This window comes from Tamlana carrageenivorans (assembly GCF_002893765.1).
Taxonomy (GTDB): Bacteria; Bacteroidota; Bacteroidia; order Flavobacteriales; family Flavobacteriaceae; genus Pseudotamlana; species Pseudotamlana carrageenivorans.
Genome location: NZ_CP025938.1, coordinates 3,400,146 through 3,414,205, shown reverse-complemented (window position 1 = coordinate 3,414,205; position 14,060 = coordinate 3,400,146). Strand labels below are relative to the sequence as shown.

The 14,060-nt window shown below is 32.6% G+C and carries 10 protein-coding genes; 2 read left to right on the top strand and 8 right to left on the bottom strand.

Features of this window, described 5'->3' with window-relative positions:
- Positions 1-6: 6 nt before the first annotated feature.
- Together C1A40_RS18350 and C1A40_RS14985 are read right to left on the bottom strand one after the other, a co-directional pair.
- Positions 7-153 carry a hypothetical protein gene (locus C1A40_RS18350; protein ID WP_199287718.1) on the bottom strand — a complete coding sequence of 49 codons (147 nt, stop codon included), beginning with the start codon at positions 151-153 and terminating at the stop codon, positions 7-9.
- A gap of 52 nt (positions 154-205) precedes the next feature.
- Positions 206-790 (bottom strand): RNA polymerase sigma factor, encoded by a 585-nt coding sequence (locus C1A40_RS14985; protein WP_102996603.1) that lies wholly within the window; start codon positions 788-790, stop codon positions 206-208.
- Positions 791-1,034: 244 nt separating this feature from the next.
- On the opposite strand from C1A40_RS14985, the gene uvrA reads away from it, so the two are divergent.
- On the top strand, positions 1,035-3,818 hold the full coding sequence (gene uvrA / locus C1A40_RS14980) for an excinuclease ABC subunit UvrA (protein WP_102996602.1): 2,784 nt from the start codon (positions 1,035-1,037) through the stop codon (positions 3,816-3,818).
- A 3-nt stretch (positions 3,819-3,821) separates the two neighbouring features.
- On the opposite strand, the gene C1A40_RS14975 is transcribed toward uvrA, so the two are convergent.
- The 3 genes from C1A40_RS14975 to C1A40_RS14965 all read right to left on the bottom strand — a co-directional run bounded on the left by C1A40_RS14975 (position 3,822) and on the right by C1A40_RS14965 (position 7,322).
- The gene (locus C1A40_RS14975) at positions 3,822-4,907 is read right to left on the bottom strand and encodes a DUF3667 domain-containing protein (RefSeq protein WP_102996601.1); all 1,086 of its coding nucleotides are present in this window, start codon (positions 4,905-4,907) and stop codon (positions 3,822-3,824) included.
- Positions 4,908-5,151: 244 nt separating this feature from the next.
- Positions 5,152-5,814, bottom strand: coding sequence for a T9SS type A sorting domain-containing protein (locus C1A40_RS14970; protein ID WP_241910544.1), 663 nt, complete (start codon positions 5,812-5,814; stop codon positions 5,152-5,154).
- A 338-nt stretch (positions 5,815-6,152) separates the two neighbouring features.
- Positions 6,153-7,322: an IS4 family transposase gene (locus C1A40_RS14965; protein ID WP_102996599.1), complete on the bottom strand. Its 1,170-nt coding sequence runs from the start codon at positions 7,320-7,322 to the stop codon at positions 6,153-6,155.
- Between the two features lie 289 nt (positions 7,323-7,611).
- On the opposite strand from C1A40_RS14965, the gene C1A40_RS14960 reads away from it, so the two are divergent.
- Entirely contained in the window at positions 7,612-8,757 is a 1,146-nt protein-coding gene (locus tag C1A40_RS14960; RefSeq protein ID WP_102996598.1) for a hypothetical protein, read from the top strand.
- A gap of 74 nt (positions 8,758-8,831) precedes the next feature.
- On the opposite strand, the gene C1A40_RS14955 is transcribed toward C1A40_RS14960, so the two are convergent.
- Genes C1A40_RS14955 through C1A40_RS14945 form a run of 3 tightly spaced genes read right to left on the bottom strand, consistent with a single transcriptional unit; the run spans position 8,832 to position 14,054 of the window.
- Positions 8,832-10,289, bottom strand: coding sequence for an oligosaccharide flippase family protein (locus C1A40_RS14955; RefSeq protein ID WP_102996597.1), 1,458 nt, complete (start codon positions 10,287-10,289; stop codon positions 8,832-8,834).
- Between the two features lies 1 nt (position 10,290).
- Entirely contained in the window at positions 10,291-11,571 is a 1,281-nt protein-coding gene (locus C1A40_RS14950; RefSeq protein WP_102996596.1) for a glycosyltransferase, read from the bottom strand.
- Positions 11,572-11,621: 50 nt separating this feature from the next.
- A complete protein-coding gene (locus tag C1A40_RS14945) occupies positions 11,622-14,054 on the bottom strand; it encodes a YfhO family protein (RefSeq protein WP_102996595.1) in 2,433 nt (810 codons plus the stop codon).
- Positions 14,055-14,060: the final 6 nt, after the last annotated feature.

The window sequence follows — 14,060 nt, the reverse complement described above, 5'->3', positions numbered from 1 at the left end:
CAATACTTAGTTTAAAAGCGCTTCGAACTTCATTTTTTCACAATTAATAACACTTAAAGCCTTAGAATAACTTAGAAGAAAATTAACCGTTTCTTCTTTCGGTTCAAGATCATCCATCTTGTTAATAAATTTTTCAGAGTAAATTTTTGCCATGTCTTATATTTAAATATTTAATAAGATAACGGCTTAAAAATTAATTTATTGCTTAATTGGTTAAAACAATATTGTGCTTATCTATAATTTTACGAAGATTAATTAAAGCATAACGCATACGCCCCAATGCTGTGTTAATACTCACCCCTGTTTTGTCAGATATCTCCTTAAAACTCATGTCATTATAGATACGCAAAAGCAAAACCTCTTTTTGGTCGTCAGGAAGCTTATCTACCAAACGCCTTACGTCATTTTCAACCTGCTCTTTTATAATCGTTTTTTCAGCATTCAAGCTGGTATCACTTAATACCGAAAAAATGCTAAACTCACCAGAATTATCAAATTTTGGCATTCTATTACTTTTTCTAAAATAATCGATCACCAAATTATGTGAAATACGCATCACCCAAGGTAAAAACTTTCCTTCCTCATTATAAGCACCACGTTTTAAGGTTCGTATTACTTTAATAAAGGTGTCTTGAAATATATCCTCAGCAACATCTTTGTCGAAAACTTTAGAATAAATAAAACTGTAGATTTTTTGTTTATGCCTTAAAATAAGGACTTCTAAGGCGTATTCATCACCTTTTATGTAGCTGCTAACCAGAGTGCCATCTGTAATAAGTTCGTTTCGCATAGTTAATTACTTTAGTTCCGCAAGAGAAATAAACTTCTGTTGCTAGAGGTTATAATGTTTGTAAAGTAATTTTACGCTATAGGCTTATTATGGGTTATTTGATGAATATTTAATCCAAATATAACAACATTCAAGTCTAATATAAAAATAATCGGAAGTTTTTTTAGTATTCTTCGTACTCTAATACTCTTTTTAGGTACAATTACTTATAGTATCTTTGCAGGATTATTGCCTTTGTATGTCTATGAAATCCATCACCAAGAACGAGAACCCTAAAGAAAATATTATAATAAAAGGTGCCCAATTGCACAATTTAAAAAATATTGATGTCACCATACCTAGAAACAAACTCGTGGTAATTACAGGGTTATCGGGTTCGGGGAAGTCAAGCTTAGCCTTTGATACCCTGTATGCTGAAGGACAGAGACGTTACGTGGAGAGTTTATCTAGCTATGCTAGGCAATTTCTTGGACGTTTAAACAAACCCAAAGTAGAATATATTAAAGGCATAGCACCTGCCATTGCTATTGAACAAAAAGTTAATTCTACGAATCCGCGATCAACAGTAGGTACTACCACCGAGATTTTTGACTATCTAAAACTTTTGTTTGCTAGAATTGGCAAAACCTACTCGCCTATTTCTGGGTTAGAAGTCAAAAAAGACACCGTTACAGATGTTATAAAATACATAAAAACCTTTCCTGAAAACGAAAAAATGCTTCTACTAGCACCCATTATCCTAGAGGAAGGGCGCAGCATGGAGGATAAGTTAAAAACACTTAATCAACAAGGATACTCAAGAGTAAAGGTTAATAATGATGTATTTAGAATTGATCAAGTAGAAAACATATCTAAGTCAGACACCTTTTTCTTAGTTGTTGATCGTATTGTTAAAAAAGAAAGTGAGGATTTCTATAATCGTCTAGCCGATGCGATTCAAACAGCATTTTATGAAGGCAAAGGCTCTTGTTTTATAGAAAACCTGAGTACCAAAACTCAGCGACACTTTAGTAATAAATTTGAATTAGACGGGTTAACATTTTTAGAACCCAATATTCATTTATTCAGCTTTAACAACCCTTACGGCGCTTGCCCGAAATGTGAAGGCTACGGAGACATTATAGGTATAGACGAAGACCTTGTTATACCCAACACAGGGCTTTCTGTTTATGAAAACGCCATATTCCCATGGCGTGGAGACAGCATGAGCTGGTACAAAGACCAACTTGTAAACCATTCTCATAAATTCGATTTTCCTATTCACAAGCCATATTTTGAACTTACTGAAGATCAGAAACAATTAATTTGGACTGGAAATCAATATTTTGAAGGGCTAAATACATTTTTCTCCGAACTTGAAGCTAAAGCTTATAAAATTCAGAATCGTGTCATGCTTTCTCGTTACCGAGGAAAAACAAAATGTAAAGCTTGTCAAGGTAAACGATTACGAACTGAAGCTAATTACGTTAAAATTTCTGACGCTACCATTTCTGATCTTGTGGAAACGCCTTTGGATCAACTAGCCTTGTTTTTCAAACAGTTACAATTAAACGAATACGATTTAAAAGTCGCTAAACGACTTCTAACCGAAATAAACAACAGATTAGAATTTCTTTCTAACGTTGGCCTAGACTACCTAACCTTAAATCGAAAATCAAATACCCTTTCTGGAGGTGAAAGTCAGCGTATTAATTTAGCTACCTCCCTAGGTAGTAGCTTAGTTGGTTCCATGTATATATTAGACGAACCAAGTATAGGTCTACACCCTAAAGACACTGAAAAACTCATTTCTGTTTTAAAGTCTTTACGAGATTTAGGCAATACCGTTATTGTCGTAGAGCACGATGAAGATATCATGAAAGCCTCAAATAATATCATTGATATTGGTCCTGAAGCAGGAACTTTAGGAGGCGAGGTAGTTGCTCAAGGGGATTTTAAAACCATTTTAAAATCTGAATCACTAACAGCAAAATACCTAAACGGTACTTTAAATATCAAGGTTCCTAAAACCAGACGAACCTCTAAATATTACATTGACATTTTGGGTGCTAGAGAAAACAACCTAAAAAATATCGATGTGCGCTTCCCTTTAGGCATGCTTACCGTAGTTACAGGAGTATCAGGAAGCGGAAAAAGCACATTAGTAAAAAAAATATTGTATCCTGTTGTGCAAAAGAAACTCACAGATTTTAGTGATAAGGCAGGGCAATTTACTGCTCTAGAAGGCCATTTCAGCAACATAAATCATATTGAATTTGTAGATCAAAACCCAATTGGAAGATCATCACGATCAAATCCTGTGACCTACATCAAGGCTTATGATGACATTCGAGCACTGTTCTCTAAACAAAAACTAAGCAATATAAGAAACTACCAACCGAAACATTTTTCATTTAACGTAGATGGCGGACGCTGTGAAAGTTGTAAAGGTGAAGGTGAAGTAACCATTGAAATGCAATTTATGGCCGACGTGCATTTAGAATGTGAAACTTGTAAAGGAAAACGATTCAAAAAAGAAATTCTCGAAGTAACATATGGCGGAAAAAATATTGATGATATTTTAAATCTAACTATCGATGATGCTATTCAATTTTTTGAAGCTAACGAACAAACAAAAATTAAAAACAAACTTCAACCTCTTCAGGATGTCGGTTTAGGCTATGTGACACTAGGACAAAGCTCCTCGACCCTTTCAGGAGGAGAAGCACAACGTATTAAACTTGCTTCATTTTTAGGAAAAGGCAACAATAAAGAGAAGGCCTTATTCATTTTTGATGAACCCACTACAGGGCTTCATTTTCATGATATTCAAAAGCTTTTAAAATCATTTAATGCTTTAATTTCTAAAGGACATTCTATTATAGTTGTTGAACATAATATTGACCTCATTAAATGCGCTGATTTTATAATTGATTTAGGCCCTGGCGGAGGTGATAAAGGAGGATATTTAGTTGCCTCAGGAACTCCTGAAGACCTTATTAAAAACAACAAGTCTGAAATAGCTAAATACCTAAAAGAAAAACTTTAAATTTTAAAAATACAAAAACGCAAAAACACTTAAAACAATTACAGTAATTGGTATCACGATGGACAGAAATATAAAACTTATGGCTAAAGTTTTAAAAAAGGTATAAAACCAAGACTGATTATAAAAGTTTTTAATAGCAATAATTAAATACAATAACAAAATTAACAGAATACCCCAATCTAGCCAAAATGGAACCTCAAACAAGAAATACACGATTAGCATAAAACTTAATACCGTATAAATAAACGAGAAATAATAAAAACTAAACACCAAATACTCGGCATACAACCTGTTTTTAAAATAAAATGACTTAAGAATTAGAGCGAAAATTGGTAATAAAAAGAATATAGCTATAGGGATTGTATCATAAAAAGTTTGTAAAACCCGCCCCCCTTTCCTAGTCTCATAAAACCTTAAAGACTGAGTATAAAACCGTTTCTCCAAATACCCAGGAGTATCACTCATTCCCATATGAACTAGAATATCTTCTTTAGGTGCTCCAGAAATAATTAATGAATCTAATAGTTTTGCATTAAAATCAAAACTCAGAATTCCCTTATGGTCTTCTTTAGTAGAATCTAACATGGTAGATAATCGCTTTTCTGAAAAATTTGCAATGACATGCCGATCTTTAAAAGCACCTTGATGCTCGACAGTTTTAAGAGAATCATACGTGTTTCTATTTATATCCACAGAATCTATAACTCCTTTTGAGCTTTGTGAAATACTAGAACTTGCTTTAGGCCCTATATGCTTTAGTTGTTTATCTAGATTTTTTACCTGCTCATTCTGCACAAACGAAAACAAAAAATAAAAGAGAATAGACACAAATAAATACATTTGGACTGGATGCAGATACTGCAAGCGCTTACCCTCTATAAACTTTTGAGCCAAAAAACCCGGCTTAAACAATAAAGGAAAAATACTTTTCATCAACCGTCCATCAACAGCAAAATAATTATTTATAATATTATAGAATAAGACCTTAACCGTCAGTCTATCCTTTACTTGTTGCCCGCAAAACGGACAAAAATCAAATGAACTCTTAAACTGCTTTTCGCAGTTTTTACATATTTCTTTGTTTTTCATACAGGTTATTGATGCGATAAAAATACGGATTTATACCATACTACATAACACTTCAAAACAAGATCGTTTTAAACAAATAACTGTTTAAACAGCTTTCAAACTACTTCGCTATCTTATATATTTAGAGAAGAATCATTTAACTTTCATTTCTTCTATTAAACAAAAAAAATCCCCAAGAGTAAATATCTTAGAGATTTCTTATAATAACTATCACAAGTTTAAATCCGAATCACTTGTCTAATAATTATTTAACAAATTTTAAAGTACCACTTTCAGTAGACAATATATACAGCCCAGAATTTAAAGTAGCAACACTAATTTTATTTGAAATAACGCCATTTAATACGCTACGACCAGTTAAATCATAAATCGCATAATCACCCACTATATTAATATCATTAATTACAATAGCTTCAGTGCTTGCATTATAAATTGCAGACAATTTATTTTTGTTAAAACTTTTTGCATTTAATATCTCTTCCTCTATATCTACCACATAGTTTATATAAGTATTACCATCAGCATTAGAACCGACAATCTGAAGCACCCATAAATACCCGTTTTCATAACCAGCCGTTTGATCTACAGGAACAGTACCTGCCGGAATATCTACTGTAACAATAGCTTCTCCTGCAACAAACTCCGAAGATGTAACTGTTAGCAGATCTGTAACCATATCATTACCCCAGCCCAAAGACCCGTTATTAAACCCTACTCTCGAAAAAGTAATATACAACTGATCTCCTACATTCGGATTAGACGCATCATAATCCGTTATATGTAAACTAATGTTTTTTCTGTTTCCATTGTTAAAAACATGATTTCCTACACCATTCCAGGTGTAACCAGCAAATCTTTCTTGTCCACCCACACCTCCATCTGACGCATAAGTAACACCCCCGTTCATTGACACAGAGTAATTAGTTTGTGCTTCCACAATTGTTGTACCTAGTACACAAATTAAGGCCATTAATAATAAAGTAATTTTTTTCATAATCTTAAATGTTTTTAGTTAGACCATAAAATTACTTTTAAAACTAGCTAAGATTAAGTTTCACTTCTAGACCAAAACTTAACAATTTTAAATTTCACTAAATATTGAACTCTACAAAAACTAGACAAACCAATAAGAATTACTATGAAAACCTATGAATTAACAAAAAACAACCAATCCTGTCCTAAACATTTTTGATCTAATCAAAAGTCAACGATTTTACTGGTAATTAGCCATGTTTTTTATCTTTTTCAAAAAAGAACCCCTTGTGTATAATTTTGTTTGGGGGGAGGCTGCTCGTTAAAAGGGCTATCAATCCATTTTTGCAAATCCACTTTGACAAAAAGGTTAAGTCTTATAAAAGCTACTAAATTGGACAAGTACCAATTATATTTTGGATTTGCTTTTAAGGCTTTTAGGATGAGTATAGTAATAAGAGCCGTCCATATTTGTATCATTACGGCATTTTCAGAAGTTCCTATAAACGATTTAATATGTAGCTGTTGTTTGATGTCTCTAAAGAATATCTCAATATCCCATCTAGCTTTGTAGAGTTGGCTAATTGTGTTTGCTGTCCAAGACATTTGGTTGGTAATAAGTTCTATTTCCTGGTTATTTTTATCGTCCCATACAGCTATTCTACGTAGCTTCTTTGGGTATTTTGTTTTTGATTTAGCCCCTGTTAGCTCAATGATTTCATCTTTTAAAACATGATGATGTCTATTTTCTGGCAATTCTTTTTCTTTAATACTCTTAAATTGGATGTTTTCTTTGTGCCTAATTACAAAAAACACTTGGTTGCTGTCCCAAACGTTAAGTAACGAAAAATCATTATAAAATCGATCTGCGACAATAACCGAACGGCTAATCAAAGGAATATCGTAAGCTCCTTTATTATCTGCTGTTTTACCATCGCTAATATTTACATAGTGCGGTAAATTACCATCATAATCAAGCAAGGTGTGCATTTTTACAGCTCCTTTGTGGGTTTTGTATTTTGCCCAATCAAAGAGACTTAAACATAGACTTATCGTTGTAGAATCTAATAGAAATATCTTGGATTTAATTTTGAATTTAACACGTTTTAAGTGAGGGTGCTGTCCAAAACTTTTTAAAAGAACATAGTAGTAATCTCGATAAAGCGTCCAGTCTCGATGTTTGTTTTGATAGCTTATCGTTGATTTAGAAGATGCTTTCTGTATGCCTAAATGATTAAGGTTTCCTGTGGCAGAGCGAAGTCCATTACTTATATCTCGGACGGATTGACTTTTTGCAAATTGACAAAACAACATGGAGACTAAATGTGTCCAACTATTAAATCCTTTTTGATGTTTATCTATTCCCTTGGCTTTTACAAGTTTAGAAAAACTAGAACGGTCTAATTTGGAGATTATCTGAGAGAACAATGTTATATTTGTCATGGAGAAAGGTTGTTTTTTGTTGTGCAACTCAAAAATAATATTTTGAGATACAAAATCCCTTTCTCTTTTTAAGCGTTTTGGACGCTATTGAAAAACAACAAAAGATTTTTATTTTTATTCAATATTCAGATTAAAAACTAATCCAGTGCAACACCCCTTTAATAATAAGTTGTTTTTCTTTGTCTATCCTCGAAATTAAAGTATTTAAACAAACAACTAAAGCACCTACATTTTTTTATGGCACGCTGTTTGTAATCTCTCTAATGTTCAACACATAAAACTTTCAGTTATGAAGAGTAAAACAGAAAACACAGGAAAAAAAATTAGGAACATCATAAACAAAAGCAACCACACTATCTTGTTATTAATCTTCTTTGTTTTTACTTTAAATATTACAAAAACACACGCAAGTAATGACATAACCACAAATTCATACAACTATGCTCATTATGGTAAATCATTTATATTTTCTGTAAATCAAGTGGAGTTTTCAGTTTTCCCTGATGGTCAATTCGATTTCAATCTACTAAGAAACAATTCAAGCGTTAACATCTCTATAAACACTGGAAATACAAGTATTAGCTTCAATTCTGGATATAATTACAACAGCTACGTGCAATATGATGAATACGGAGCCATTATTCAAATTGAAAATATCCCTATTTACTATGATGACTTTGGTAGAATTATAGGTGCAGGATCAACCAATATATCATACAACAATTTAGGGTTTGTATCGAGAGTGGGTGGCTTAAACATATTTTACAATAATCACAACCAATTTATACATACATCTGGCTTTATAAACATATATAACAGAGGTTATATTTACAGACCTTGGCATAGGTATTACTGTGTTCCTAGACCAAACTACTGTGTTGTTTACAGCAGACCGTATAGAACACTTTACCGCCCTGTAAGATATCGATACACCAGACCTTTTATCAATAATAACAGACCAAGAACTGCAATCGCTAACAGAAGAGGTGCTGCGATCACTAGAAATCGCTCTTACGCAACGGCATATAGAAGCAGTAAAAATATTAGACCCGTTAATAGAAGTGCATACAGAAAACCCGTAGCAAACAGAAATCACAACAATAGAAGCACTGCTAAAACCACAAGGAACAACTCTAAAAACGTTGCAAGAACACAAGCTCAAAGAAATTCAAAAAAAACACAATCCAATTACAGAAAAACAAATTCTAAAAATAATGCGGTTGTAAAAAATCCAAACAATAAAAACCCACGTACATATAATAGCAATTCTAGAAAAAGTCAACAAGCTGTTAACAAGTCAAATAACAACGGTAATACAAAAAGACCTAAAACAACTAGATTAAATAACAATAATAATAAACAAAGAACTGCTCAAAATTACAGCAGAAAATCTAATAACAATACAAGATCGACGGCAAGAAGAACACGATCTTAAAATTTTTTGGTTGGTTAGTATTGAAATCCCCGCGAATGCGCTTTATAAAGCATTGTGGGGGTTTCTTTTTTTATCTACTCCCCTTTTATATAACGATTTATAACCAGTGTAATATCTTCAGAAAAATTAAATCTATAAACAATAAATAAATAGATCATACTAACAACTAAAGACTTCAATCCCATATTTATAAATGGATGAAACGGAAATTCCCAAAAATAGAATAGTAAAACACTTATGAAAATTAACAAAACGACATTTAAAGAGGCTCTTGAGAACGGAAACAGTTTAAACTTCCTATAAACAAAATACAACTTAATTGAGTTGTACATAAAAATCGCTAAAAACGTTGCTAAACCAGCCCCGTTAATACCAAGCAACGGTATAAAAACCATATTCAACAACACCATTAGAATAACCAAAAACACACCTAATACCAATACAACTCTATAATAATCGCTATTAAATAGGATAGCATTGTTACTTCCTAAAGCAGAGTCATACAATTTTGAAATACTTATTAAAAACACCACAAACAAACCGTTACTAAACTCTTTAGGTATAATATAATATAGTTCGTTGATGTTTAAAACAATTAACAAGAAGATTAAACCTCCAACCACAAGAAGACTTATAGAGCTGCGTTTATATAAATCACTTAATGAACTAAAATCTCTATCATTTAAATATTTCGCAGATAAAGGCATTAATAATTGGTGCATAGAACGTTGCGGAACAGCAATAACCGTAGCTATGAAAACAGCAACACTATAATAAGCGACCTCTCGTATATCTACATAATGACCTAACATCACTTTGTCTACATCCAACAATACCGTAGCTATAGAACCAGCGATAATAATCAGAAATGAATACTTTAAAATAGCTCCTAAATTATTCAATTTGCTAAAAGTAATTATAGGAAACTTCACAGAGAAGGCATAGAATTTCATAACCAACATACGTAGTACATAAACAAGCACCAAACCTAACATAAACTGTTCTACATCTATTAATTTATAATGCAATAAAAAAAGTAATACCATAGCTCCTACTCTATGAAATACTTCTTTCATAAAATTACCAACCACAGTTTCCATTTGCACTTTTGCCCAAGCAAAAAACACTTCAAAATAAGCTAAGGCTATCGCTATAAAAATGGTATGCCATAAATAATCCTTAATAATTTCATTCTTTTTTGAAAGAAGTCCAGCAATAAAATCATAACCAAAACACGTTACAATTAACAGCGGAATAATGATTAAGATAGGCAAGAAAATCATTAAGGTTAGGAAACTGTGCAGCGAAACTCTGGTTTTAAACGAAGAATAAAATTTAACAAGCGTATTATGCATACCTAAAGACATAATAGGCATAATTACATATGCTAAAGACAGCATATAACTTACCATACCGTAATATTCGTCGCTTAAAAACTCTGTATATAAAAACAACGTATTTATAGCGCCAATAAAAAAACCTAAATAGGTAGAGATAATATTTTTGAATGACTGAACAGCAACTACCCCCATCTTACAGTAAGTTAGATAAAGACTGGGTTAATAATTTTCGATGAAATTTTTTCAAACCAATAGGATATGTTTGTAATGCTCCTTTTTGGTAAGCAAGATAACACTCTAAAATAGTTTTCTTTAGAGCACTAAAATCAGAATAACTAAAACAATAACCCGTATTGGTTTCTTTAATAATTTTTTCAACGTCCCACTGCTTCGGACCAATGGCTAATATGGGTCGATCTGAAACCATATATTCAAATAACTTCCCAGGAATGATACTTCTTGTATCTTCAGAATCTATTTCTATTAACAATAAAATTTGAGACTTTTTTTGAAACGCAATAGACTCTTTATGCGATACATACCCTACATTATTTAAATAATTACTTAACCCGAAATATTCAAGAGAACTCAACACATTTTCACTTACTGAGCCTACTAAACTAAGCTGAAAATCCTTAGCAAAACTTTCATTTTCAATAACTAATTCAGATAAAGCTTTCCATAAAATTTCTGGATTTCTTTTAGACAATAAAGATCCTATATGTGCTAATGAAAACTTTAAATCCATCACAAATTCAACATTCGTTTCATTATCATAACCATTTGTGATCACCTCTATAGGTTTGCTCGTAATAGCCTGAAACTCTTTTTTTGTAGCAAAACTGGTTACCACAACTTGATCTGCCGTATTTAAAACCTGTTTTTCCAAAGCCTTATGTTTGTTTTTTGAAGTCTTCGTTAGTTTTAACTGCTTATGATAACCAATCGTAGTCCATGGATCCCTAAAGTCTGCTAACCACCTTACCCCTAGTTGTTCCTTTAAACGTAATCCGATTAAATGCACACTGTGTGGCGGCCCTGTTGTGATTAAAGTTGAAATTTGCTCTTTTTTTAAGATTTTAGAAAGCTCATCTACAGAAGGATTTACCCATCCAACCCGCGCATCAGGAATAAAAAAATTTCCCCTCACAAAAAGCATCAATTTCTCAAGTAATGATTGATTTTCATTCTCTGAAATAATCCCCTTACTAATCGTTTTAGATGATTTTTTAGACAAAAATCCAGCTAATTTATAAGGCTCCCGAATAGAGCTAGTATAAATCTTTAAATCATCAGAAACTTCCGCTTTTAAGCTTTCATCTAAAATAGGATAATTTGCATTTTCCGGAATATAAACAACAGGCTCCACATTAAATTCAGGCAAATACTTTACAAACTTAAGCCAGCGCTGCACCCCTGGTCCTCCTGCAGGAGGCCAATAATAGGTAACAATAAGCGCTTTTTTCACCTGCATTTTAAATTAAGCTTTAATTAAAAAGACTCTAGTTACAAAGTTCAAGAAAACTATTCTTGAGGTTTTCTTCTAAACTCATAAAACAATCCGCCTACAATCAAAAACATCAATAACATAGAACTTGCTAAAGCAATTTTACTTCCTGTTTTCACAACCTCTGGATCAAATTTAAATTCAATAGTATGATTTCCCGCGGGAATCTGCATACCTCTCAAGAGGTAATTCACACGTATAAATTCTCCAGGCTCCCCATCAATAAAAACCTTCCAGCCATTACCGTAATAAACCTCGGAAAACACCGCAAAACCATCGTTATTATTATTTGACTTATACTTTAAGTAATTAGCCTTAACTTCTACTAAATCAATTACTGAATTTGAATCTATACTAAATTTAAGACTTGTATTATTTAAAAATTCACCCCCTTCATTTAGCGAATAAACTGCTTGTGATTTTGTATCGATACTACCTAGTTTCAAGATTTCTTCATTGGCAGAATCCACTAAACTTAAGCTATCAACAAACCATGCATTACCGTTCACTTCTTCATTTTCATACGGAAACGTATTCCCTTTCTCATCTTGAGCAACAATGTATTTCGTATTCAACATACTTAATACATTAATATTGTTTTTAGCAATGTAAAAATCAAAAACTTCTCGATATCGTCTTAATTCCGCCGCATTATAGCCATTTAAAGAATTATGAAAATATGATGGTTTAGAAGGACCTGAAACCAAATCATAAACACGATAGTATAATGTGTCTTGTAAAATATATTTATCAACTTCTGTAGCTTGAAATGGCTTACTCATTTTTATTCCAGCTACAAAATCTTCATTATTTACATAACGTCTATCTACACCAACTAAATCAAACAAAATAAGTACACAAAATGCTGCAATCGCCCACTTTTCTTTCAATTTTTCTTTCAAAAACATCCATATAACACCAGAAGAAAGCGCTACCAAGACCAATGATCGCAAGGTGTCATTGGTAAATACACGTTTTCGATCCGATTTAATGGCGTCAATAAATTCCTGCCCATAACTTTGACGATACAACCCATCATTCACACCTACAAAATCAAATAACGACGATTTAAACAATAAAAAGACAACACAAAGTCCTCCAGTGATTGCACCTGAATATTTTAAAGCTTTTAATTTTTCTTCTTTAGAAACATGTACATTTAGCAATTTGGAAAGTCCTAAAATACCTAAAGCAGGAACACACAATTCTAAAATAACCTGAATAGAACTAACCGCTCTGAATTTATTGTAAAGCGGTACGTAATCAATAAATATGTCGGTTAAAAACCCTAAATTTTTACCATAAGATAGTAGTAAAGAAAAAACCGTACCACCAACAAGCCACCATTTTAATCGCCCTTGAACTAGAAACAAAGCTAACACAAACAAAAACAACACAACGGCCCCAATGTATGCGGGTGCCTCTACAATGGGTTGATCACCCCAGTATAATGGCGCTCGTTTCGATTCTTGTAATGCTTGAGTAGTTGAAGCACCCAGTTTTCGATAAGCGTCGTAGGTTGCTGATTCTTTGCCTACATTTTCATGATTCCCTCCTCCAACAAATCGAGGTATAAACAAATTAAACGTTTCAACAATACCGTAACTAAATTGAGTTATGTAATCTCTATCCAACCCATTAGTCACTTCTTTAGGTGAACCATCTGGATTAATCGTTAATTCACTTTTACTTCGTTTACTTTCTTTAACATACTCCTGAGTTGCCAAAATATTGGTAGCGTTAAGTGCTATAGCTAACACTAAGGCACCTACCAAAATCCCTACAGCTTTAAAATAAGCTGGAAGCGTTTGTTTTCTGAAAGCATCACTAAAATAAGCAATTCCAAGTATTATGATTAAAAACATCAAATAATAGGTCATTTGAAAATGGTTAGCAACCAATTCCAAACCAAGAGCAATAACGGTTAAGAAAAAACCCCAAATGTACTTCTTACGAAAGGTTAATATTATACCACTTAAAACCAAAGGCATATATGCTATGGCGTGTGCTTTACTATTATGACCTACCCCAAGAATTATAATAAGATATGTAGAAAACCCAAAAGCTATTGCCCCTAAAGCTGCTAATTTAAAATCGACTTTTAAAACCAAGAGAAACACGTAAAAGCTTAGCAAATAAAGAAAAAGATAATCTGCTGGCCTTGGTAAAAAGCGAAGCGCTAAATCTAACTTTTTAATATAATTGTGTGGATATCTTGCCCCGAGTTGATAGGTTGGCATCCCTCCAAAAGCACTATTGGTCCAATAGGTTTCTTGTCCAGTTTCTGCCTTAAAATCCTTTTGTTGCTTACTCATTCCAATAAACTGGACGATATCATTCTGGTAAATAACCTCCCCTTTTAAAACAGGACTAAAATAAGCTAGAGAAATTACAATAAACCCTAGAAGTATAAATATATGTGGTAGAAATCTTTTTATTGAAAACGGCATAAAATG

Bases quoted from the DNA above. Each gene is read 5' to 3' on its own strand.
- C1A40_RS18350 (WP_199287718.1), bottom strand. From the start codon at position 153: ATGGCAAAAATTTACTCTGAAAAATTTATTAACAAGATGGATGATCTT.
- C1A40_RS14985 (WP_102996603.1), bottom strand. From the start codon at position 790: ATGCGAAACGAACTTATTACAGATGGCACTCTGGTTAGCAGCTACATA.
- uvrA (WP_102996602.1), top strand. From the start codon at position 1,035: ATGAAATCCATCACCAAGAACGAGAACCCTAAAGAAAATATTATAATA.
- C1A40_RS14975 (WP_102996601.1), bottom strand. From the start codon at position 4,907: ATGAAAAACAAAGAAATATGTAAAAACTGCGAAAAGCAGTTTAAGAGT.
- C1A40_RS14970 (WP_241910544.1), bottom strand. From the start codon at position 5,814: ATGAACGGGGGTGTTACTTATGCGTCAGATGGAGGTGTGGGTGGACAA.
- C1A40_RS14965 (WP_102996599.1), bottom strand. From the start codon at position 7,322: ATGACAAATATAACATTGTTCTCTCAGATAATCTCCAAATTAGACCGT.
- C1A40_RS14960 (WP_102996598.1), top strand. From the start codon at position 7,612: ATGAAGAGTAAAACAGAAAACACAGGAAAAAAAATTAGGAACATCATA.
- C1A40_RS14955 (WP_102996597.1), bottom strand. From the start codon at position 10,289: ATGGGGGTAGTTGCTGTTCAGTCATTCAAAAATATTATCTCTACCTAT.
- C1A40_RS14950 (WP_102996596.1), bottom strand. From the start codon at position 11,571: ATGCAGGTGAAAAAAGCGCTTATTGTTACCTATTATTGGCCTCCTGCA.
- C1A40_RS14945 (WP_102996595.1), bottom strand. From the start codon at position 14,054: ATGCCGTTTTCAATAAAAAGATTTCTACCACATATATTTATACTTCTA.